This is a genomic window from Streptomyces sp. 8N616 (genome assembly GCF_052246385.1).
Taxonomy (GTDB): Bacteria; Actinomycetota; Actinomycetes; order Streptomycetales; family Streptomycetaceae; genus Streptomyces.
Window position 1 is genome coordinate 50,812 of sequence record NZ_JBQQBY010000027.1, and the last position, 22,086, is coordinate 72,897.

Consider the following 22,086-nt stretch of genomic DNA (forward strand, 5'->3'; position numbering starts at 1 on the left):
AGTGGGCCCCACCACAGCACGGCGTCCACGTCGCGGTGTAGACGATCCGCGTCCTCGTCGGGGGCCGGGGGGCTCGAGGCGGGCGAAGAGTCGTCCAGCGCCTCGGGGGTGACGGTGAGCGCGTTGGCATCGTCACGTCCGTTGCGCTCGGCCAGGCGCCGCAGCAGCTCCGCCTTCTCAACGGGGAGACACACCAGTCGTGGGCGTCCGCCCGCCACGCCCGCGCAGCGTAGACATCGAGCGTCCATGATTACGGGGAGCGTCAGGATACTGTTCCATCAGTGTTAGCGGTTGGCGGAGGTCAGCCTTGGAGCCTTTGCGCGAGCGTGCCGAGGGACTGCGGTCCGCGGACGTGGTCGATGCGATGGGCCGCATTCATCGGCATCGGTGTGACGTGCTGGACCTGGTCTGCCCCACGCCTGGTCGGTTGTTGTTCGGTCCCGCAGTGACGCTCTCCTACTTCCCGTCGTGCGGTGAGCGCCTCCCCGCCGAGCGCTACAACTTCGCGCGGTTGTTCTACGAGGCGATCGGGGAAGACGGGCGTGGTGCGGTACTCGTGATGGCTTGCAATGGACATCCAGAGGTGTCCATGGGGGGTGGCACGAAGCTGACCCGGGTCGTCAACCACGGCCTGGCCGGAGTGCTGGCCGATGGCAGACTGCGCGACTTCGCCGAGCTCGCCACCTACGACATGGTCACCTACTGCCGGGGCGAGGCATTGCGGTGGGGTGGGGACGTGGTCACGCCGTTCGAGGCGAACCGGCCGGTGGTGGTGGCCGGTGTGGGCATCTGGCCGGGCGACTACGTGTTCGCCGACGACTCCGGCGCCGCGGTCATCCCCTCCAGGGACGTGGAAACGGTGCTCGAGGAGGCGCATCGGGTAGTCGCGGCAGACGCGGCGGCAGCGGAGCGGATCGCGCAGGAGGACGCGGATGACCACCACGGCGACACCGAGCGGTAACCGATCCACGCCGACCTGCCAGAGCGGTCATGAGCTGTGGATGTTCCCGAGTCACCTCCCGACCGCGGTGAGCGGGCCGCCAATGCGGTGATCTCGGTCGTGGGTTCGTGGTGGTTCCCCGCGATTCTGTTGGTGGGCATCGGTGTATGGGTTGCGCTCAACATCGTAGGGCGGCCACTCGAGCCGTACCCGGTCGTGGCCCTGGCCGGTCTGGCTGCGGTCCTTTCGAGCTTGGCTGCCTGCCAAGCCCCGTTGATCCTGCTGACCCAGTGGCGCGCCGCGGACCGCGGCGACCGACCGTAGAGCGTTGCCCTTAGGCGAGGTCCACCACTGCCGCTGCCGCGGGCGGCGGCTTCATGCGGGCGGTAGCGGGACGCGCAGGTAGACCGTGCCGCGCAGGTCCAGCCATGCGGCGTCGGGGGCCCGTACGAGCCGAAGGATCACCGCATCGCAGCCCGGGCAGCGGGCCACCAGGCCCGGGGCGTGCGCGTACACGCGCAGGGTGGCGACGGGGGCCGTTAGCCCGCAGCCGACGCAGCGCCCGGTGGCCGCGGTGACGTCCGCGGTGAACAGTTCGCCGAAGGGGCCGGCGAGCGCGTTGCCGTCCTCGTACTCCGTGGTGTCCTGTCGGTCCATGTCAGCCTCCCGTGGGGCCGAAGCGTTCGGTTCTGATCCGGCGCGGGTCGTGGCCCAGGGCCACCAGCAGGGATGCGGCGGCCTCGACGAAGCCGGTCGGCCCGCAGACGAAACAGACCGGCTCGAACTCCGGTGGCCAGCCATAGGTCTGCAGGTCCGCGAGTTGCAAGCGCTTGGCGGGTCTCGGCCAGCCCTCAGGCGTGTGCCGCGTGTAGAGATGGGTGACCTCCAGGCCGCCGTCACCGGGCTGCGGGGTGCGCAGTTCGGAGGCGTAGTACCGGTCCTCGAGCGTGCGGACGGAGTAGATCAGCCGGAAGGGGGTGCGGCTGCCGAGGCTGCGGCGCGTGCGGATCATGGCCATCAGCGGGACGATCCCCGATCCGCCGCCCGTCAGCAGCACCGGGCGGGTGTCGGCCGGGCGCCAGACGAACCAACCGCCCACCGGGCCCCGGACCTCCACCAGGTCGCCGATCTCCATCACATCGGCCAGGTACGGCGAGACCTCCCCGTCGGGCACGCGCTGCACCGTCAGCTCGATCCGGTCGCCGTCAGGTGCCGAGGCCAGCGAGTAGCTGCGCTGGGTGCTGAAGCCGTCCTCGGCGGTCAGCCGCACATCCACGTGCTGGCCGGCCAGGTGCCCGGACCAGCCGGGCACCTCGAAGACCAGCGTGCGGGCCGTGGCCGTCTCGTCGCGCAGACCGACCAGCCGGGCGGCCTGCCAGGTCAGGGGGGCCTTCAGTCGCCCTGGTACCGCTGCTCGCGCCACGGGTCACCGTAGTCGTGGTAGCCGGCGCTCTCCCAGAACCCCGGCTCGTCCTCGGTCAGCAGCCGCATGCCGCGCACCCACTTGGCCGACTTCCACAGGTACAGATGCGGCACCAGCAGCCGGGCCGGGCCGCCGTGCACCGGAGCCAGGTCCTCCCCCTCGTACTGGTAGGCGATCCACGCCCTGCCGCCCAGCAGGTCCTCCAGCGGCAGGTTCGTCGTGTAGTCACCGTAGGAGTGGACCAGCACGAACTCGGCTGCCGTCTCCACACCGGCGAACAGCGTGTCCAGCGACACCCCTTCCCAACCGGTGCCCAGCTTCGACCACTTGGTCACGCAGTGCAGGTCCACCGTCGGCCGCTCGCTCGGCAGCGCCAGCAGCTCCCGCCACGACCAGCGGTGGCGCGTACCGCTCTCGGTCGTGATGGTGAACTCCCACTCCTCCCGCGCAATGCTCGGCGTGGGACCAGCCGACAACACTGGAAAGTCCTCGGTCAGATACTGCCCGGGGGGCAACTTCACATCCGCTGGGCGCGCCCGGCCGTGAAAGCCCCGCGAAATGATTCCCATGGAACTGCCCCATTCCTCAGGGGGACACGACGCCGACGCCCCAGGGGGCGACACCTCCATTGTGGGAGACGCGAGCGGAAATCGCTCGTCGTGGCGCGGCGCCGCCCGACGACAACGCCCGTGACCTCCGGCTAGTGCCGCATCAGGCAACGTTCGCCTTGTCGACCACGGCTCGTAGTCGCTGGTCGTCAGCGTGACGGTTTCGCCGGATGATGTAGCGGCGGATCATGCTGCTCTACCTTTGCCCTGGGTCTGCCCCAGCCATTCGTGGGGTTGTGGGGAACTGGGTGTGGCTTTCGTGCTGCTGCCGCTTGGTGGCTTGCAAGGCTTGGCCGCCCGGCTCCCCGCGACGACTCGGCCGCCGATTGGGAAGTGCGAACAGGTCGCTGCGTAGAGCAATGCCGCCACCACCTCCGGCTCGCTTTCCTCAGCTTTGACCTCGCCGTCGGCGATTGCCTACCTGTGCTCGACCCGCGCCGGCAGTGTGAAGGTCTTCGGTCGCCCGCCCTTGTACTTCGGAATCGAAGCCGTCGGTGTTGAAGTTGTGGATCACGTCCCGGACCCGGGTCCGCGCTGGTGAAGGTGACTTCGGCGATCTTCGCCACGGCCATGCCCTGCGCGGACAGCAGCACCATCTGCGCCCGCCGCCAAGTCACAACCGACCCGGTACCGCGGCGGACGATCCGCAGCAGCCGTCTGCCTGCATCGTCATCGATCTCACGGACCCGTACTCGTTCTGCCACCCGCACAGCCTGGCGGCCGCACGCTGCCCAGGACGGGACCCGGGCCGCGCGTCACATCACAACAGGGCAAACGTTGCCTGCTACGGCACTAGCTCACCTCTGGCGCCTTCACTACGCGGGTGGGTCGGCCCTTGCCTGACTCGACGAGCCCCTGGTTCCTCAGCAGAGTTATCGCCTGTTGCGCCGTGCCGTAGCCGAGGTTGTACTGCTCCGCCAGCTTGACGACCTTCGGGAGTTTGCCGCCCACGGGGTAGACGCCGTCGGCAATCGCCTTGCGCAGCGCGGCGGCCAGGATCTCGGAGGCGCCCGCCAACTTCCGGCGCGGCGGCGGTACGGCGAGCGCGGGGTCGCTGGCGGCCTTGTCTCGGAGGTCACGAATCAGCGCGCCGATCTTCTCGGCTGCCTCCCGGTCGGCGGGACGGATCCAGTCGGCGTAGAAGCGCAGCGTCGTCGCTCCGCCGTCTGCGTGCCCGAGACGGCCGGCGACGGTGCGGAGGCTCCGCCAGGGCGAGACCGTCGCGCTGTCCAAGGTGAGCCGACGAGGATCGTCGGTCTTGGTCTCCTTGACCTTCTTCTCCCCCTTGGCGACGACGTAGTTCTCCTCGATGACCACCTCGCACAGCTGCAGGTTCACGTACGGCCAACGCAGCTGGCAGATCTCACCACGACGGGCGCCGGTGGTGATGAGCAGCCACAGCACGAGGCCGAAGTCGGGATCTCTCTCGAAGGCAAGGTTCAACAGCTGGGCGACCTTCTCCGGCGCCGGCGGCCTGGCTCGCTTGCGGCGGAGCTTCGGCAGGTGGGCGTACTCAGCTGGGTTGCGTTCGACCCAGCCCCATGAGATCGCGTAGTTGAATGCGGCCGAAATGATCGAGTTGATCCGGTGGCAGTCGCCGGCGAAGCCGGGCGGCAGATGTGTTGCGCACAAGGGCGCTTGCCCGGGGACTTGCAGTCGTGCGGGCGCTTCGTGCGGTGCTCGATGAAGGGTTTGCCGTCGCACAGCAAAGAGCAGCGGCGCAGGTGCACGTACATCCGGTCGAGGAGGTCGACGCGGTGCTGCAGTTTGCGGAGCGGCTGATCGCCGAGGGCCGGGTTGATCGTGCGCGCGATGTAGCCCTCGTGGGCCTCCCGGGTCGTCAGCTCGAGGTCGGCCTCCTCGAGCCAGCGCTCTAACAGCTGGCTCGGGGTCACGGCGCGGTCCGGGTCGACTCCGCCCTCGGCGTGAGCGACCAGGCGTTCACGGGCAGCCTCTGCCCTGTCGAAGGTGGGGTGGATCTCGGTGAGGTAGTCCTTCTTCCCCGTGATCGGGTCCTTGCCGGCGTAGACCCGAACCCGGTACGAGCCGCTCGGCAGGCGGTCGATGCTCCCCTTGGCCATGGCCGGACGGTAATGGGAATCCCGGGATAGATGTCACAGAGGATGTCACGGCGGAGGAAGATCAAGCCCCAGATCAGGGGATCATCGCCTCTGACCTGGGGCTTAGTGGAGCCGCCTAGGGGAGTCGAACCCCTGACCTACGCATTACGAGGGCCTGCGTGATCGTGACGCGTGCTGTTCCGTGATCACGCTCGGTCCAGTTTTTGCTGGTCAGAGACTTGTCAGCCTCGCTGGCGTGCTACTCAATCCAAGGGGTGCTGTCCCGTCCGCTCACGCATCGTTCACGCAGTCCCGGCCTTCGCGCGAGGGCAGGAGTCGGGCTTGTGCTGCTTCTGCATCTCATCGATGCGAGATTGCATGACCCTGCTGTGCGGTGCTGTTTTTCCTGATCAGCGGCATACAACATGCCGTCGTTGCCGCCTCCGACGCCAAGTGGGCCAAGTACCTTGAAGACGCCCTCGACAACGTCAGGTCAGCCCCAAGACCGCCGCCTTCCTGCGGGCGGCGATGACCCGGCTCTTCGAAGGGCGACCGCAACGGACCGACGGGCGCCTCACCAAGGGGAACCTCTACAAAGAAGCCCAGGTCAGCTCAGCCGTCCCGACGCCCCGCCGCCGATCGTACGCGTTACAGTGCGCCGGATTCCGGTATCCGGGCTCCCGTGCCGCTCACCCGTACCCGCGCGTCGCCGGCGTGCAACTCGACGCGCAGTTCGCCCGGGCGGCCCATGTCCGCGCCCTGGTGCAGGACGAGTACCGACTCCTCGGGGACCAGGCCCAGTTCGCGCGCGTACGCGCCGAATGCCGCGGCTGCGGCGCCCGTCGCCGGATCCTCGACCACGCCACCGACGGGGAAGGGGTCGCGTACGTGGAAGACCGTCTCGGACTCGCGCCAGACCAGCTGCACGGTGGTGAGGTCCAGGGAGGTCATGAAGCCCTTCAGCCGCTCGAAGTCGTACGCGAGATCCGCCAGTCGGGCGCGGGTCGCGGCGGCCAGGATCAGATGGCGTGCCCCGGCGTAGCCGATCCGCGGCGGGAATGCGGGGTCAAGGTCGGTGGCAGACCAGCCGAGCGCATCGAGCGCATCGGTGATGTCCTTCCCGGCCGCGTCGTGGACGGCGGGCTCGACACTGGTCAGGGTCGCACGCAGGGCGCCGTCCGGCGCCTTGGTCACCGTCACCGGGACGGTGCCGGCAGGGGTGGCGAGGAGCATGTCGCCGGGGCCGTGGCGTTCCGCGTAGGCGATGGCGGTGGCGATCGTGGCGTGTCCGCAGAAGGAGACCTCGGCTTGGGGAGAGAAGTAGCGGACGGTGTAGGCCCGTTCCTGACCGGCGAGCTCCGCCGGCGGTGCGGTCAGGAAGGCGGTCTCGCTGTAGCCGAGCTCCGCGGCGATCGCGAGCTGGTCCTCGTCGGACAGGCCCGCGGCGTCCAGGACGACACCGGCGGGGTTGCCTCCTGCGGGGTCGGCGGAGAACGCGGTATAGCGGAGGATCTCAGGGCTGCGGTGCAGTGTCGTCATGATGGTGGCAACTCCTTGCGGTCCGGAGACCATGGGTGGGGTGGTATTGGTATCGGTGCGGGGATTGGTGCCGTCGTGTGTTCACGCGGCCCCGGGGGTGGTGCGGCCGGTGGCGGCCGCCGTCTGCGGGGTCGAGGACTGTTGCTCTCCGTGGGTCAGGCATGCACCCCGCGGGCTCGGCGCCGGACCGACAGGGCGAGCAGGGCGCCGATGGCGAACGTAGCCGCCGCGATGCCCGCCGACAGGCGCAGGCCGGAGGTGAAGTCGTCCGCCGTGGCGGCGAACGTGCCGAAGAGGGCCACGCCCACGGCGCTGCCGACCTGCCGCGACACGTTGAGGACGGCAGTGGCGACACCCGCGTCGGAAAGCGGAGCGGCTTCGACGACGGCGGCGATGGCGGCAAGGGCCGTCATGGTCTGGCCGAGGCCGGTGGCGATCAGCGCGAAGAGCAGGACGGGATAAGGAGTGCCGGGCCCGGCGAGCAGCCAGCCGAGGAAGCCGACGGTGCCGAGGACGAGACCGGCGGCCATCGGGACGTACGGGCCGGTGCGGGCCGCGATACGGCTGAACAGCGGGGCGGCGGCCAGCCCCATGCACACCGAGGGCAGCAGGGCCAGGCCCGTGCCCAGGGCGCTGAGATGGCGTTCCTGCTGGAAGTACAGCGTGGCGAGGAAGAGCATGCCGTAGTAGCCGAGGCCGATCAGCATCCCGATCACGGTGGTGGACGTGAAGGCGCGGGAGCGGAACATGGACGGCCGCAGCAGCGGATCGCGCCGGGTGCGGCCCCGCGCAGAGCGTGACTCCAGGGTGCGTTCCATCAGCACGAAGGCCACCATGGCCGCGGCGCCGACGCCGAACACGGACAGGACCAGGGGTGACGTCCAGCCGTGCGAGCCCGCTTCATTGAGGCCGCCGGCCACACCGACGAGGCCGATGACGGCGAGTATCTGGCCCATCGGATCCGCCTTCCGCGTGCTCGGCCGGGGTGCGGAGGAAGGGATGTGCCGCAGCGTCAGCAGGACGGCGAGTGCGCCGAACGGCAGATTCAGCCAGAACACCGAGCGCCAGTCGGAGCCCGAGACGAGCAGCCCGCCGACCGCCGGCCCCGCACCGAAGGCGACCGACGCGACGGCTCCCCAGACGGCGATGGCCCGGGCCCGCACCGCGCGGTCGGGAAATGCGGCTTGGAGCAGTGCGAGCGAGGCGGGCACGAGCAGGGCGGCTCCGGCGCCCTGGGCGAGTCGTCCGGCGATCAGCAGACCGGAGGTGGTGGCCAGACCGCAGGCCACGGAGGCGGCGGTGAACAGCCCCAGGCCGGCGAGGAACACCTGGCGATGCCCGAACCGGTCGGCGAGTCCTCCGCCGAGGAGCAGCAGTGCGGCGAAGACGGTGCTGCATCCGTCGACGATCCACTGGAGCGCGGAGGGGCCCGTGCCCAGCGAGGTCCGGATGTCGGGGATCGCCACGTTCACGACGGTGACGTCCAGCATCACCAGGAAGTAGCCGAGGCTGAGCGCGATCAGCGGGGGCAGATCGAGGGGCTTCTTCTCGCCGCTTGCCGGCGCGGGCGTGCGGCCGGCCGGGCCGCGGACACTGGTGGCAGACGCTGCGGTGGTCATGAGAAGAGCATCGGGGCCGAATATTTCGTTCCCCGACGAAGTGTCGTTGTTCTACGCTGGCTCCATGCCGAACACCAGCCGCCCCACTGGCCCGAACCCGGCGGCCGGTGCCGGCCCGGTCGAGCGCCAGGGAGAGCCGCTCAAGCACCAGACCGACATCGCACGCGCCGCCGCTCTCATCGCCGACCCCTCGCGTGCCCGCATCCTCAAGTGTCTGGCCGACGGCCGCGCGCTGCCCGCGAGCGCCCTGGCGGGCGAGGCCGGCATCGGTGCCGCCACCGCCAGTGCGCACCTGGCCAAGCTCGCCGAGGGAGAGCTCGTCACCGTCGAACAGCGAGGAAGGCACCGCCTGTACCGGCTCACCGGCCCGGACGTGAGCGCAGCTTTGGAGTGCCTTGCCCTGATCGCGCCACCATTGGCCATCACTTCGCTCAAGCAGAGCAACCGCACCAACGCCCTGCACCGGGCCCGCTCCTGCTACGACCACCTCGCCGGTGAACTCGGCGTCGCCCTGATGCGCGGCCTCCTGGAGCGTGGCGTACTCACCGGTCACGACGGCGTCCACCGGCCCGACGAAGCCGTACGCGACCGGCCGTCGTCCTATGGGCACGATGTCCGGTATGAACTCACCCACACTGGCCGCGCGACCCTCGCCGAACTGGGCGTCGACGCCGAACGTCTACCCCCACGCCGCCCCGCGATCCGCTACTGCGTGGACTGGAGCGAGCACCAGCACCATCTTGCCGGAGGACTCGGCGCCGCCCTGACCGCCCGGCTGTTCGCGCTGGACTGGGTACGGTGGGGACCGAGCCCGCGGATAGTTCACCTGACCAACGCGGGCGCACACGGCCTGGAGCGCACCCTCGGGATCGCGCTCACGGGTTGGGTACTGCCCGATTGATCTGCGACTGCCTGACTGGTGGCTGACGGCCCGTCGTGCCCGACATCGGGCCCAACACCAACCGGCCCCTCTGTCGAACAGTCAGGGCCGACAACGAGAGTCGCCCCTGCGGCTGCCGAGCCCTGGCCTGCCGCGGCACCGATCTCACTCTTGCTGACTCCGTCGCCGTCGGTGCCGCGCGTACCGAGCCGTCCCGGACCGTGACCGTCTGTGCCTGGCCTGCCGGGTGGAACACACCGTCCGCTCACGCATCGCTTACACATTTCGGCTCCGTCCCAGGGATCAGGAGCCGGGCTTGAGTTGCTTCTGAATGATGGTCGCCGGTGTTTGGCGCTGGAGCTCAGGCGCGTTGTCGATCGGGGCGAGGGTGACGCTGTAGTCAAGCTGATTGGGGGCTGTGATCGCGCGGCGGGTGGCGCGTTCAGGGTCGTGCTTGCGGCTGGCCGCTACTGCTCCAGCGGCCCGAGCTGCTCGACGATCTTCGCGAGGGCCAGGATTGCGTCAGTCTCGGCGCTGGTGCGCCAGACCAGTGCCCACCGGGCCGGCGGGGCGTCGTGGATGGGGACATAGGCGACGTCGGGCCGTGCGAAGTAGCGGGTGGCCTGCAGGTGTACCGGCGACACGGCCTCGTCGGTGGACAGGATCGGCAGCATCTCCAGGAAGTCGGAGGCGGTCGGTCCGACCGGGATGGGACGGCCGCTGGGGGTGTGCGACGGCACCACGGCCTCGCGCTTCTCCTTGCTGAACTCGTTCTCCTCCGTCGTCGCGGCACTGGGCGGCGAGGTGCTCACCGCGGAGTCGTCCACTCACACCGACGACACTTCTGAACCGGAACATTGGTACGGGCCGCCGGACCGGGCCGAGTGTTGCTACAAATTACGGCGCCGGAACCCGGTCGATCATGGCGTGCTCCCAGAACTGGGTGGTGTCCCTGTTCGATGTCGTGTCACTGGGCGAGCACGCCCAGGTCCCGCACCACCTGGGCGAGTGCGCGGACGGGTTCCGTCTCGGCGTCGGACCGCCAGACCAGGCCCCATCTGAGCAGGTGAGAGTCGGTGATCGGGAGGTAGGCGATGTCAGGGCGGGCGCAGTAGCGGGCCGCGTGGGCGCTGGTGAGATCGATGGCGTCGGACGTGGCCACGATCGTGGGCACCTCCTCACAGCTGGCGACGGTGTGGGCGCGTTCGATGGCGCGTCCCGAGGGGGTCGTGAACGGGCTGTAGGCGTCCTCCCAATAAGCGGGCTGAGGCTCGCTGGGCCCGAACAGTCCACGATCGCCGAATGCCTCCATGGACACGTTCTTGTCGTCGACGAGGGGGTGGGTCGCGGCCATCATCGCGACCATGGGTTCGGTGCAGATGACAGGGCCGACGCTGAGGTCGGGTTCCTCGATCGGCAGCCATGCGACGAGTACGTCGATATCCCGCTGGCGCAGCGAATCGAAGGGATTGACGAACGGGCTGTGCCGAATCTTCAGTTGCCACTGGGGGTGACGAGAGCGGAACGACTCCCAGAAGGGCAGGAGGTCGTGAGCGTTCTCGCCGATCATTCCCACCCGCAGCACGGCGGTGCCGCCGCGGGCGGCGAGTGCGGCTCGGTCCAGGCTGCGCCGCAGCGCGCCCGGGATCGGCAGGAGGTCTTCGCGGAGCTGTCGGCCGAGGGCGGTGAGCCGCACTGTGCGGCTGCTGCGGTCGAAGAGCCTGCCGCCGATGCTGCGCTCCTGCTTGGCGATGGACTGACTGACCGACGCCTGGGCGATTCGCAGCCGTTCAGCAGTGCGCCCGAAGTGCAGTTCATCGGCCAAAGTCAGGAATATCTCGATATCGCGCAACTGCATGGTGCAGGTCCCTCCATTGATAGCTCACAGCGATCGCAAGCATAAGAAAACCATCCTTGATCGACTACCGGATCCTCAAGCAAGCTGACAGCACATTCCGCCTCCGGATGAGTTACACGGATTCTTTGATTTCCGACAAATCGGATTCTCAACACGTTTGAGTTCTGTGGTGGGGATTCCGCGATCCGGGCGCAGGGAGCGGCCGCTCGCGGTCCATGGCCCAGCAGGGGAGGCCATAGGCCGCCTGGGCGTGACGCGGGAATCGCGCGCTGCTCGCACCGGTGTCCACGTGACATCGAGAACTCCTCCACATACCGACACCAACAGGAGAGTCAATGAAGCGAACGCTGCCCCGTCTTACGACGGCCCTGGCGACATTTACCATCGCGGCTGCTGGGGTGGTAGTCCTCGGAAGTCCCGCCCAGGCTGCCCCGTGCGGCAGTTTCCAGAAGAAGGAATTCCCCACGTCTGGTTACAACACTGACCTCACCATCAAACTGTGTGTAACCCAGACCAGTGAAGGAGAGGTGCGTGCCACCGCGGACGGCCACTGGACCGACGGTGGGGGCGTCCGGAAGTTCGACAACTTCGACCTCCAGGTCCGACTGGAGGGCGAGGGGGGCGTCAATATTCTGAAGACCACCTGCGATTACACGTCGGAAATAAACCGCCTCAGCTCCGGCGGCTTCCAATGCCACACGACGTGGCTTGAGCCGGCGACTGCCCGCGGACTGACCGCGGATGGAACCGTGTACTACGACTTTGACGCTGACGGTAAGGGCGGATACTCCTGGGGACTTCAGGGAACCCCGGCTGCGTAGCGACCACCGCCGCTCACAAGGGCTGACGCCAGCGTCTCATTTGCTCATCGCCTGGTGGGCTACCTACGCGCACCGACTGCCGCATCGACCAGGGTGGTCAGTATGGTCTCAACGTCGCTCAGGTGGAATTTCCTGCCCCCAGCCACTGCGGTTGGGGGCAGGCCTCGATGAGCCTCCCCATCGGACACCGTTGACGAACGTCGTGAAACACCACAACTAGCTGGGCGGCATGGAACGATCCGTGCCGCCCGTGTGAGAGAGAAGATCCCATGCGTACGTTGATCAGCACTGCTTTCGTCTCGCTCGACGGTGTCGTGGAGGCCCCCGGGGGCGAGCCCGGCTACCGGAACTCCGGCTGGACGTTCAAGGACATCGAGTTCGTCGAGGCCGCCTACGAGATCAAGGGCCGGGAGCAGCAGGAGGCCACGGCGATGCTGTTCGGCCGGACGAGCTACGAGGCGTTCAGCCCGGTCTGGCCGGGCATGGAGGAGTTCGCCGACTACAAGCCGATGCCGAAGTACGTCGTCTCCAGCACCCTGTCCGAGGACGACCTGGTCGACGGCTGGGGCGAGAACACCATCCTGCGCTCCCTCGACGACGTCGCCGCGCTCAAGGAGACCGAGGGCGGCCCGATCATCATGCACGGCAGCGCCACCCTCAATCGGAACCTCTCCGACGCGGGCCTGATCGACCGCTACCACCTGCTCGTATTCCCGGTTCTGCTGGGCGCGGGCAAGCGCCTGTTCAGCACCACCGACAAGGACGCGCAGCAGCTGAAGCTCGTCGAGCACGAGGCGTACTCCAACGGCATGCAGCTGAACGTCTTCGACGTCGTGCGCTGACTTGTCGCGGCACGGCTGTCGCCGGGAAGCGGCACGGACCTCGACGTCCACCGGTGGATCACCGACGGCACGGTCGACGCTGCGGACTTCATCGCGGGTATCGAGTCGGCTTCGGCCGGAGCCTCGACAAGCTCGCGGCGCGCCTCGCCGCAGACGCGCACGACAACCACAGCGACAGCGACAGCACCGACGACGCAGACACAAGGAGCACACGAGATGACCGACTCGACCGGCCGCAGGGTGACATCGAACCTGAGCCTCACCCTCGACGGACGTTTCAACGGCCCTGGCGGTCCGAGCGATTTCAGCATGTTCGCCCCGTACGTGACCAGCGAGGTCGCCCGGGACCAGCTCACCCGCATCTGGGAAGGGGCGACGACGGCGCTGCTCGGCCGGGTCAATGCCGAGGGATTCCTGGGGTACTGGCCGTCGGTTGCTGAAGACGAGAACGCCGATCCGCGTGATCGCGGATACGCGAAGTGGCTGGTCGACACGGAAAAGGTGGTCTTCTCGACCACCCTGACGGCAGCGCCGTGGGAACGCACCCGCGTGGTGAACGCCCCGGCCGCCGACGTCGTCGCCGAACTCAAGGCCACCGGTGAGGGCGACATCCTCGTCAACAGCTGCCCGAGCGTCATCAAGCCGCTCCTTGCGGCAGACCTGCTCGACCGGCTGTACCTCATGATCTTCCCCGAGATCGCCGGGGGAGGGCAACGACTGTTCGACGACGGCCTGCCGGCTTCGAAGTGGACGCTCACCCACCAGGCGACCGGCGAGCTGGGCGAAATCGCCATGGTCTACGACCGAGTCCGCTGACCCGGCCGATCTGCAAGTGCCGCAACCGGACCATGCGGGCGCCCGCGAGGTGCTCGCATGGACATCTTTGAAGGGACACGCTGATGAGGTTCGCTCTGGTGTACGCCTACGACCCCGTGCAGGCGGGGCCCGGGCACGGTGAGATCGACGAATGGGTGGAATTGGATGCGGCGTTGAAGGCGGCCGGACTCTCGTCCATGAGTCCGGGTTCCACCCGGCGGCCAGGCGCAGACCGTCATGGTTCGGGACGGACACGCCCAGGTGCGGGCCGGCGCTGTGATCGGCGCGGGGACCACGGTCGCTGGATACATCGAGGTCGAGGCGGCGGACGAGGACGCCGCGCTGTCCTGGCCGAGCGGGTGCCGACGGCTCGCTATGGGCAGGTCGAGGTCCGCCGGATCGTCGAATACTAGGCAGCCCAGTGTCCGACCAGTCACGGATGCAGCGATGAGTCTGCCCGGCCCGGAGAGTCTCACCACCGTTATCGACAACTACAGGAGGAACACATGTCTCAGCTACTGAGAGTCCAGAACTTCACCGTCTCAAGTGACGGATTCGGTGCCGGTGAGGGCCAGAGTCTTGAGCGTCCTTTCGGACATGCCGATCCCGGGAAGCTGGTCGCGTGGGCCGGTGCCACGGCGAGCTGGCCCGGGCGCACCGACCCCGGTGGCAGCCGCGGCCTCGACGACTACTTCACGCGGGACTACGCGCGCAACATCGGCGCCGAGATCATGGGCCGCAACAAGTTCGGGCCCCAGCGCGGGCCCTGGCAGGACCACGAGTGGCAGGGCTGGTGGGGTGACGAACCGCCGTTCCACACCCCGGTGTTCGTCATGACCCACCACAAGCGCCCTTCGTTCACACTCTCCGACACAACCTTCCACTTCGTGGGCAGCGACCCGGCCACCGTCCTCGCACAGGCGCGGGAGGTAGCGCAGGGCAAGGACGTCCGGCTCGGCGGCGGGGCCACCACCATCCGGCAGTTCCTCGACGCCGACCTCGTCGACACCATGCATGTGGCGGTCTCGCCGGTGAAGCTCGGATCCGGGGCACGGCTCTGGGAGTCACCCGATGAGCTGCTCGACCGCTTCCACCTGGAGGTCGTGCCCAGCCCGAGCGGTGTCACGCACCACCTGTTCTGGCGAAAGTGACCGGTCCTCAGGGCTGACCCCGGCCGGGCTGTTGCCTCCCGGGGCTCCCCTGAGGCGGGCCAGCGTGGTGGTGGTCTGCTCCGTCAAGCCTCAATCGAGGAGTCCGGCGTGGTGGGCGAGGATGGCCGCCTGGACGCGGTTGGTGCAGGAGAGCTTGGTGAGGATCCGGCTGACGTGGGTCTTCACCGTCGCCTCGCTCATCCCGAGGGCGGCGGCGATGTCGGTGTTGGACAACCCGCCGCCCAGCTCCGCGAGCACCTCACGCTCCTTCGCCGTCAGCACCTGGAGCCGTTCTCGGGCCTGCGTCCTGCGGCGGTCGTCCCGCGTATCGCGCGCGTCGTCGGCCGCGAAGTGCCGCAGCAGCCGCCGGGTCACCCGCGGCGCGAGCATCGCGTCGCCGCGAGCGGCGCTGCGCACCCCGGTGATCATCTCCTCCGCCGAGGCGTCCTTGAGCAGAAAGCCCACGGCGCCGTTGCGAATCGCCGCGCGCACGTACTCGTCCAGGTCGAAGGTGGTGAGGACGACGACGCGCGGGGCGGAGGCAGCCTGTGTGATCCGCTCGGTGGCGGTCAGCCCGTCGGCCCCCGGCATGCGGATGTCCATCAGGACCACGTCGGGCCGCAGAGCCGCGGCCATGCGCTGCGCGGCGGCACCGTCGGCGGCCTCGCCCACCACCGTCAGATCGGGTGCCGACTCCATGATGGTGCGCAGCATCGAGCGCACCATCCACTCGTCGTCCACGATCAGCACCCGCGTCGGGCCGCTCCCGCTCATCGGACTGCCTCCGCCCTGACCGCGTTCGGATCGAGCGGGACCTGCGCGGAGATCTCGAATCCCCCCTCCGGGGTCGGCCGGGCGTCCAGGGTGCCGCCCAGGAGCCGGACCCGCTCGGCGATGCCGAGCAGGCCGTGTCCGCCGCTCGGCAGGCCGTGCTCGGGCCCGGCGGCGCCCTGCTCATTGGTCACCGCCAGGTGCAGCAGCTGCGGGGTGGAGGAGATCCGGACGCGGGTCCTGGCCCCTCCCGCGTGTTTGCGGACGTTGCTCAGGGCCTCCTGGACGACGCGGTAGACGGCGTGCTCGATCAGGGCGGGCAGACCCGCGGCCGCCGCTCCGGCGACGTCGGCGATCTCCAGGGTGACCGGCGTGCCCGCACGGCGCGAGGCGTCAGCCAACACCTCCAGGTCGGCCAGACCGGGCTGCGGCGCGGTCGGCGCCGCCTCGTCGGCGCGCAACACGCCCACCAGCGAGCGGAGCTCGGTCAGTGCCTCACGTCCGATGGAGCCGATCTGCCGGCCGATGGTGACGGCATTGTCGCCTTTGGTCGCCTCCAGGGCCGTGGCATGCAGCACGATCAGCGACACCCGGTGGGTGACGACATCGTGCATGTCGCGGGCGATCTGGGCGCGCTCGTCGCTGCGTGCCCGCTCCACCCGCTGCTGCTGCTCGCGCTCGGCCCGCTCGGCACGCTCGCGCAGCCCCGCCAGCAACTCGCGGCGCGTCCCCACGTACAGCCCGATCAGTGCCGGGACGACACCGATCGCCAGGCCCATGGGGGCGCTGGCATCGGGGCCGCCCATCCGCCAGACCGGGACGATCACCACCGCCAGGACGGCGGTGGTGGCGACCGCCGACTTGCGCCAGGAGGCCGTCCGCTCCGCCAGCGTGAACTGGGCGAGCATCACCACGATCCACGCTGACAGGACCACAAAGGCGGTAAGAGCGGCGACCAGCAGCAGCTCCGGACGGCGTCGTCGCTGCCAGACCGCCGCGCCGACCAGCAGCCCCAGCCCGGCAGCCAGCCACAGGGGCGGCTGCCCGCCGGGATAGTCGACATACGCGAATTTCGCCGAACCGCCGTCCCGGGTAGCCGTGCTGACGGCCACGGCAACCGCGACCAGCACCTCGATAACCGGGCGGAAGCGTCTGACGGCCGCCGCATACCGGGAACTCCGTTCCATGGCGCACGACCCTAACCGGACCGCGAACCGGACAGGGTCAGTCTTTCGTTGTACGCGGACGGGTGCGGCCTGCGTCTTTCCGCCGATCAGCGGGCGGGGAACGGCCGATGTGCGAGAGGCGCCGCCCGGCCGACGCTGAGGCCATGTCCTCTACGAATCCCCATAGCCCCGCGCAGCGCCCGGAGCACACCACGGCGCCCGGCCCGATCGCCGGTCAGGACGGCGCCCCGTGTCGGCGGAACAACGGTGCGCTGCGGGCGGCGCAAGGCGTCTTTGCTCTCTTCTGCCTGGTCGCAGCCATCGTCCTGTACCTGCGCCCGGATCCCGCGTTCCCCGTGCTCCAGACGGCAGGTGTGGCCGGGTACCTGCTGGCGGCGCCGCTGGTGGCCGTCGCCGGATGGGCGCTGGCACGGCCGGTGTCCGGGGCCCGCGCCCGCCGCACACTGATCGTCTTTCACCTTGCCTTCGTCCCACTGCAGTTCCTCTTCAGCTTCGGCAACTACGAGCCGCTGGGCGGAATGCTCGCCTCGGCGGTGCTGGCCGTGCTGATGAAGCCGCTCTTCGGACAATTGGGGCGCAGGGCGCGCAAGGTCTGGCTGATGCTGCACATCGGCTTCAGCGTCAGCTGGCTGGGACTGTCGCTCGCGATGGCGGTCATGTCCGTCGTGGGGCTGACCGCCGACGACCACGGAACGCGGCGTACCGCGTACGACATCATGCACCTGTTCGACCTCACGCTGGTCATCCCGAGCATGGCGCTGGCCCTGATCACCGGTGTCGTGGTCTCCGTGGGCACGCCGTGGGGGTTGATCCGGCACTGGTGGGTGCTGCTGAAGTTCGTCATCGCCCTGAGCCTGCCGCTGTTCGCGGCCTTCTTCGAGCACAAGTGGATCAAGGAGCTCCAGGCTCTCGAGCCGTCCCAGGAGCCCGGCGGCACGGGCCTCGCCCTGGTGGTCTGCCTGGTTGTCTTCACTGTTCTGTTGTGGACCGCGGTGTTCCTCTCCGTCTTCAAGCCCGGCGGTAGGACCCGTTGGGGTCGCCGGGCCGCGGCGGCGCGATCCGCAGGCTCGAGTGCGAAGCGGGTCCCCGCAGCGCAGACGCCGGTGACCGTGGCCGCCGTCCGCCGAGCCGCCGAGCAGGTCGTGGAACTGGATCTGCGGCGCCCGGACGGCGGGGAGCTGCCGACCTGGCAACCGGGGGCCCATGTCGACCTGGTCCTGCCATCGGGGACGGTACGCCAGTACTCGCTGTGCGGTGATCCCGAGCAGCGGGACGTCTACCGGATCGCGGTACTGCGCGAACCGCGCGGCCGCGGCGGCTCCGTCGAGGCGCACACCCTCGCCCCCGGGGCGGCTGTCGCGGTGCGCGGCCCCCGCAACCACTTCCGCCTCGCCGATGCCCCGTCCTATCTGTTCCTCGCGGGCGGCATCGGCATCGCACCGCTCCTGCCGATGATCCGCCAGTTGGCGGCCCGGGGCGCCGATTGGCGGCTGGTCTACCGGGGCGGATCACGGCGGGCCATGGCCTACGCCGACGACCTCCTGCGCGACCACCCGGACCGGGTCCTGGTGTCGGTCTCGGACACCGATCCACGCCCCGACCTCGCCGGACTCCTGGCCGGCACGCCGCGTGGCGTCGCGGTGTACTGCTGCGGGCCCGCCCCACTGATGGACGCGGTCGCCGCGACCATGCCCGCGGCCTGCCCGCAGTGGCGGCTGCACCTGGAGCGCTTCGCCGCCGCCACACGGTCCGGTACGGGACCGGACACACCCTTCGAGGCCGAACTCGCCTGCAGCGGCAGGATCGTTCCGGTGCCCGTGGGCACCAGCCTGCTGACCGCCCTTCAGACAGTCGAGGCCACCCTGGACTTCTCCTGCGAGGGCGGGGTCTGCGGCAGCTGCGAGACCCGGGTGCTCGACGGCGCGCCCGACCACCGCGACGGCGTCCTCCAGCCCCATGAGCGCGACCGCAGGGACGTCATCCACCCGTGCGTGTCGCGGGCGCACGGCCCCCGGATCGTCCTGGATCTGTGAAGCCCGCCGCCGCCCTTCGACCCGTACCGGTCCGCTGCCACCACAGCCCCTCTCGCGCGACGAACTGCACACGATCCGACAACATCCGCACCCCTGGGAGTACGACGTGACCCGCCGTATCAACCGACGCACCCTGCTCAAGGCCGGAGGCGGCACCGTGGCCGCCGCCGCGGCGGCCACGGGCGGGGTGGTGGGGTGGATGTACGCGACGGCAGACACCAACACCGCAGGAAAGGTGGAGTTCACCAACCGTCTCGCCATCCCGCCGCTGGACACCGGCCGCCGCGGCTCCTCGGGCCGCCGCGTGTTCCACCTGCGCGCGGCCAAGGGGAAGCACCGCCTGCGCCGTGGTCGTCCGACCGAGACCTGGGGACTCAACGGCCCCTACCTCGGTCCGACCCTGCGGGCCGCCCGCGGCGACACGGTGGTCGTGAACCTGCGCAACGATCTGCCGGAGACGACGAGCCTGCACTGGCACGGAATGCATCTGCCCGCGCGAATGGACGGCGGCCCGCACCAGGCCGTCGAACCAGGCAGGACCTGGTCCCCGACGTGGACCATCGACCAGCCGGCGGCCACCCTCTGGTACCACCCGCATCCGCACGAGCAGACCGCCCGGCACGTCTACCGCGGCATGGCGGGCATGTTCATACTCGACGATGACGATGACGGCGCCGTGAGGGATGCAGCCCGCGGCGCCCTGCCAATCCGCTACGGCGTGGACGACATCCCCGTGATCGTGCAGGACAAGCGGCTGGACGGCGACAACCAACTCGACACCACCTCACCCCGAATGAGCGGTGTGGGCATTCTCGGCAACCTGATCTGCGTCAACGGCACCACCGAGCCCTACCACCAGGTCACGACCGAGCGGATCCGGCTACGGCTGCTCAACGCCTCCAACGCCCGCTTTTACCGGTTCGGCTTCGCCGACCACCGGCCGTTCGCACTCGTCGGCACAGACGGCGGGCTGCTGCCCGCCCCGCACGAGACGCGGCGCATCCAACTCTCCCCGGCCGAGCGCGCCGAGATCGTGGTCACCCTGAAGCCCGGTGAGCAGGCCGTCCTGCGCAGCTTCCCCCCAGACCTCGATCTGAACCTCTGGGACCGTCGCTTCAACGGCGGCGACGACACCCTGGATATCCTCCAGCTGCGGGCCGCGCCCCGCCTGGCACCCTCACCCAAGCTGCCTCAGCGACTGGCCGAAGCACCCGCACTGGCCACTACGAGCACGAAAGTCGACCGCACCTTCGAGCTGTCGAACTTCTCCATCAACGGCAAGAGCATGAACATGAGACGCATCGACTTCACCGCCCCACGGGACACCACCGAGGTCTGGGAGGTCACCGCCAACGACGCGGTACAGCACAACTTTCACGTCCACGACGTCCAGTTCCAGGTCCTGTCCGTCGGCGGAAAGCAGCCACCGCCCGAACTCCGCGGCTGGAAGGACACCGTCCACACCCCACCCGGCGTGCCGATCCGCCTCGCCCTGCGGTTCCGCGACCACAGCGACCCCAGGTTCCCGTACATGTACCACTGCCATGTGCTGTACCACGAGGACCAGGGCATGATGGGTCAATTCGTGGTGGTCGCCCCCGGCCAAAGGCCAGGCAGAATCGGCAGTGGTTCCGGCCATCACCATGGCCACTCCTGACCTCGGCCCTCGGTGCGGGCCGACGAACTGCGATGCCGAGAGAGCGTGCTGACGTACGTACGTCCCGGGCACCGCCAACTCGGTGTTTGTCGTGCTGAACCGCTCCGGGATCGGTGGAGGCTCCGGACCGTCCCGAGTTGGGTGGCGCAATGGGCCCGCCGGCAGGCACGGGGAGATATGCGGATTGGTGCCTGCCGACGGGGGTCTCGGTCGGCGCGCGGCTCTACGTCTGCCCCAGGCGCTTGAGGTCCGCGAGCTTGGCTGCGGCGTCCTCCGCAGCGTCCGTGCCGACCCGACGGGCGGCTGGGGGGAGCCCTTCGTCCTTGGCGACGCCGATCCCGGCGCCTACCGCGCCGATGAGGTCGAACAGCTCGTCGTAGTCCAGTTCCTGTGGTTTCTGTTCCTCGGTCGCCAAGGCGCCTTTCTTCTCGTGGTCGGGGGCGGCCCCGTCCCTGCCGCGACCTGTCCTTCTGAGGTCTTGGAGGAGCCTCCAGTTCGAACGGCAGGGACGGGGGCAAGGGCCCGCCCATGGCGCGGCTGCCCAGCTACGCGACATGGGCGGGCGGTCTGTCGAGTGGCGCCTGGTGGGCCACTGGCCGATGGGGCAAGGCGGTGCGGGCGCGGGCGTCCGGGGGCGCTGCCGGCGGACGGCTCGCTCACTCATCGTGTAGTGGAGCTGTTCGAGCCTGAAGACACACCACTGGCAGCTTTGGAGGGGGAAGGTCTCGCCTGCCACGGTGATATCGCCGATCTCGGTCACGGGAAGTCCCGTCCGCTCGCACCTGAAGCAGCTCCCGCCCTGCCAGTCGAACCGGCTCCACAGCTCGGCGGGCTTCAGTCCCATTCCGGCTCCTCCCCTGCGAGGTGAGGCAGGGGGGTTCCGCCGACCACGGGCACGAAGCGCACCGGACGAGCGTGCCAGATGAACGTGTAGCGTCCGGCCGAGAGAGGGAGCGTGAACTCCTCGCCGTTCTTCAGGGCTTCGGCGGGCTCGCGCCATCCGTCGGACAGCCAGTCCCAGACGTAGCCAACCACCGACGCGTCGATGGCCGAGGCGATGACGCGCATCTGGATGCGAGCCCAGCGGATCGCGCGGTCCGGCGTGGGCATGGACGCGAGCGCGAGCTGCTTGCCATCCTCCTGGCGCCACTCGCACCAGAACCCCGACTTGGGCACCACCAGTTCCCGTACGGCGATGGTGCACCACGTGAGTGTGCCGTCCTCGCTGGTCCCCCAATCCTCGGCGAGGGCTTCGACGATCAGCATGCCGCGACCGCTCTCCTCGTCGGCGCCCGGTCTCTTCACCTGTGGCCGGCCCGGAGTTCCGTCAGCCACCTCGATGCGGACCTCGCCCCGCCAGTACGAGACGGAGAAGCTGACGTCCTCCGTCTCGCCGTACCGGATGGCGTTGGTGACCAACTCGCTGATGAGCAGGTTGGTTGTGTCGATGCAGGAGCCGATCCCCCACAGCCGGAGGTGAGCGGCACTGATCCGGCGCAGTTGCCCTACTCGCTGCGGTGCGCGGGTGCAGGAGACGACGAAGCGAACTGGCTGGTCCATGTCTCTCCCCGAACCGTGTACCTGCGGGACCCTTCCCTGCGGCGGAACAGCACTGGCTATGCCGCCGGAAGCGCTCCGTAATCTCCCGCGCGTCGCCTCGGGAGCGGTTGCACTCTGCAAGGCAAGAGCCATCGCTGTCCTCCGCACGTCACGGGCAGGAAGGTTGCTCTCGGCGCCACACCTCAGGCGCGTTCGCCGGCTTCCCTTGGTTGCTCGGGTTTGGAGACGACCGTAGGACGGCTGTCTCTCAACCCCCAAGAAGATTGCGCGAGTTTGCAGCAAGTCGATTGACGGGGTAGAGCACCTCGCGGACCATCGTCG

Annotated in this window: 22 protein-coding genes and 1 pseudogene; 10 read left to right on the forward strand and 13 right to left on the reverse strand. The window is 69.1% G+C overall.

What is annotated here, in order from left to right; translation table 11 throughout:
• Positions 1-352: 352 nt before the first annotated feature.
• Both ACTWQC_RS23885 and ACTWQC_RS23890 read left to right on the forward strand, forming a co-directional pair.
• Complete coding sequence (locus ACTWQC_RS23885) at positions 353-961, forward strand: RraA family protein (protein ID WP_443317893.1); 609 nt, start codon at positions 353-355, stop codon at positions 959-961.
• Positions 962-1,060: 99 nt separating this feature from the next.
• Complete coding sequence (locus ACTWQC_RS23890) at positions 1,061-1,264, forward strand: DUF1003 domain-containing protein (RefSeq protein WP_443317894.1); 204 nt, start codon at positions 1,061-1,063, stop codon at positions 1,262-1,264.
• Between the two features lie 51 nt (positions 1,265-1,315).
• Here the strand turns inward: ACTWQC_RS23890 and ACTWQC_RS23895 are convergent, their stop codons facing one another.
• From ACTWQC_RS23895 to ACTWQC_RS23915, 5 genes and pseudogenes are all read right to left on the reverse strand, one after another.
• Positions 1,316-1,597, reverse strand: a complete 282-nt coding sequence (locus ACTWQC_RS23895; protein WP_443317840.1) for a DUF6510 family protein — start codon at positions 1,595-1,597, stop codon at positions 1,316-1,318.
• Position 1,598: 1 nt separating this feature from the next.
• Positions 1,599-2,363: a ferredoxin reductase gene (locus tag ACTWQC_RS23900; RefSeq protein ID WP_443317841.1), complete on the reverse strand. Its 765-nt coding sequence runs from the start codon at positions 2,361-2,363 to the stop codon at positions 1,599-1,601.
• Positions 2,333-2,932, reverse strand: coding sequence for a sulfite oxidase-like oxidoreductase (locus ACTWQC_RS23905; RefSeq protein WP_443317842.1), 600 nt, complete (start codon positions 2,930-2,932; stop codon positions 2,333-2,335). Before ACTWQC_RS23905 ends, ACTWQC_RS23900 begins: the two co-directional genes overlap by 31 nt.
• A gap of 465 nt (positions 2,933-3,397) precedes the next feature.
• A pseudogene (locus tag ACTWQC_RS23910) lies at positions 3,398-3,675 on the reverse strand (helix-turn-helix domain-containing protein); the annotation flags it as partial.
• A gap of 88 nt (positions 3,676-3,763) precedes the next feature.
• Positions 3,764-4,603: a GntR family transcriptional regulator gene (locus ACTWQC_RS23915; protein WP_443317843.1), complete on the reverse strand. Its 840-nt coding sequence runs from the start codon at positions 4,601-4,603 to the stop codon at positions 3,764-3,766.
• A gap of 26 nt (positions 4,604-4,629) precedes the next feature.
• Here ACTWQC_RS23915 and ACTWQC_RS23920 point away from each other — a divergent pair, with 26 nt between their 5' ends.
• Positions 4,630-4,848, forward strand: coding sequence for a hypothetical protein (locus tag ACTWQC_RS23920; RefSeq protein ID WP_443317844.1), 219 nt, complete (start codon positions 4,630-4,632; stop codon positions 4,846-4,848).
• 831 nt (positions 4,849-5,679) lie between these two features.
• Here ACTWQC_RS23920 and ACTWQC_RS23925 read toward each other — a convergent pair.
• Positions 5,680-6,570 (reverse strand): PhzF family phenazine biosynthesis isomerase, encoded by an 891-nt coding sequence (locus ACTWQC_RS23925; protein WP_443317845.1) that lies wholly within the window; start codon positions 6,568-6,570, stop codon positions 5,680-5,682.
• A gap of 155 nt (positions 6,571-6,725) precedes the next feature.
• Complete coding sequence (locus ACTWQC_RS23930; RefSeq protein WP_443317846.1) at positions 6,726-8,189, reverse strand: DHA2 family efflux MFS transporter permease subunit; 1,464 nt, start codon at positions 8,187-8,189, stop codon at positions 6,726-6,728.
• A gap of 64 nt (positions 8,190-8,253) precedes the next feature.
• On the opposite strand from ACTWQC_RS23930, the gene ACTWQC_RS23935 reads away from it, so the two are divergent.
• On the forward strand, positions 8,254-9,090 hold the full coding sequence (locus ACTWQC_RS23935) for an ArsR/SmtB family transcription factor (protein WP_443317847.1): 837 nt from the start codon (positions 8,254-8,256) through the stop codon (positions 9,088-9,090).
• Positions 9,091-9,536: 446 nt separating this feature from the next.
• Here the strand turns inward: ACTWQC_RS23935 and ACTWQC_RS23940 are convergent, their stop codons facing one another.
• Both ACTWQC_RS23940 and ACTWQC_RS23945 read right to left on the reverse strand, forming a co-directional pair.
• Positions 9,537-9,881: a hypothetical protein gene (locus ACTWQC_RS23940; protein WP_443317848.1), complete on the reverse strand. Its 345-nt coding sequence runs from the start codon at positions 9,879-9,881 to the stop codon at positions 9,537-9,539.
• Positions 9,882-10,036: 155 nt separating this feature from the next.
• Entirely contained in the window at positions 10,037-10,927 is an 891-nt protein-coding gene (locus tag ACTWQC_RS23945) for a LysR family transcriptional regulator (protein WP_443317849.1), read from the reverse strand.
• Positions 10,928-11,262: 335 nt separating this feature from the next.
• On the opposite strand from ACTWQC_RS23945, the gene ACTWQC_RS23950 reads away from it, so the two are divergent.
• The 4 genes from ACTWQC_RS23950 (at position 11,263) to ACTWQC_RS23965 (ending at position 14,557) form a co-directional block, all read left to right on the forward strand.
• Positions 11,263-11,748: a hypothetical protein gene (locus ACTWQC_RS23950; protein WP_443317850.1), complete on the forward strand. Its 486-nt coding sequence runs from the start codon at positions 11,263-11,265 to the stop codon at positions 11,746-11,748.
• Positions 11,749-12,017: 269 nt separating this feature from the next.
• On the forward strand, positions 12,018-12,590 hold the full coding sequence (locus ACTWQC_RS23955) for a dihydrofolate reductase family protein (protein WP_443317851.1): 573 nt from the start codon (positions 12,018-12,020) through the stop codon (positions 12,588-12,590).
• A gap of 216 nt (positions 12,591-12,806) precedes the next feature.
• A complete protein-coding gene (locus tag ACTWQC_RS23960) occupies positions 12,807-13,406 on the forward strand; it encodes a dihydrofolate reductase family protein (protein ID WP_443317852.1) in 600 nt (199 codons plus the stop codon).
• 506 nt (positions 13,407-13,912) lie between these two features.
• Positions 13,913-14,557, forward strand: a complete 645-nt coding sequence (locus ACTWQC_RS23965) for a dihydrofolate reductase family protein (protein ID WP_443317853.1) — start codon at positions 13,913-13,915, stop codon at positions 14,555-14,557.
• A gap of 90 nt (positions 14,558-14,647) precedes the next feature.
• On the opposite strand, the gene ACTWQC_RS23970 is transcribed toward ACTWQC_RS23965, so the two are convergent.
• Together ACTWQC_RS23970 and ACTWQC_RS23975 are read right to left on the reverse strand one after the other, a co-directional pair.
• On the reverse strand, positions 14,648-15,331 hold the full coding sequence (locus tag ACTWQC_RS23970) for a response regulator (RefSeq protein ID WP_443317854.1): 684 nt from the start codon (positions 15,329-15,331) through the stop codon (positions 14,648-14,650).
• Positions 15,328-16,515, reverse strand: a complete 1,188-nt coding sequence (locus ACTWQC_RS23975; RefSeq protein ID WP_443317855.1) for a sensor histidine kinase — start codon at positions 16,513-16,515, stop codon at positions 15,328-15,330. Before ACTWQC_RS23975 ends, ACTWQC_RS23970 begins: the two co-directional genes overlap by 4 nt.
• A gap of 143 nt (positions 16,516-16,658) precedes the next feature.
• On the opposite strand from ACTWQC_RS23975, the gene ACTWQC_RS23980 reads away from it, so the two are divergent.
• Together ACTWQC_RS23980 and ACTWQC_RS23985 are read left to right on the forward strand one after the other, a co-directional pair.
• On the forward strand, positions 16,659-18,548 hold the full coding sequence (locus ACTWQC_RS23980; RefSeq protein WP_443317856.1) for a 2Fe-2S iron-sulfur cluster-binding protein: 1,890 nt from the start codon (positions 16,659-16,661) through the stop codon (positions 18,546-18,548).
• Between the two features lie 106 nt (positions 18,549-18,654).
• Complete coding sequence (locus tag ACTWQC_RS23985) at positions 18,655-20,205, forward strand: multicopper oxidase family protein (protein WP_443317857.1); 1,551 nt, start codon at positions 18,655-18,657, stop codon at positions 20,203-20,205.
• A gap of 223 nt (positions 20,206-20,428) precedes the next feature.
• On the opposite strand, the gene ACTWQC_RS23990 is transcribed toward ACTWQC_RS23985, so the two are convergent.
• Both ACTWQC_RS23990 and ACTWQC_RS23995 read right to left on the reverse strand, forming a co-directional pair.
• Positions 20,429-20,620 (reverse strand): hypothetical protein, encoded by a 192-nt coding sequence (locus tag ACTWQC_RS23990; protein WP_443317858.1) that lies wholly within the window; start codon positions 20,618-20,620, stop codon positions 20,429-20,431.
• A gap of 419 nt (positions 20,621-21,039) precedes the next feature.
• The gene (locus ACTWQC_RS23995; protein ID WP_443317859.1) at positions 21,040-21,765 is read right to left on the reverse strand and encodes an ATP-binding protein; all 726 of its coding nucleotides are present in this window, start codon (positions 21,763-21,765) and stop codon (positions 21,040-21,042) included.
• Positions 21,766-22,086 lie beyond the last annotated feature (321 nt).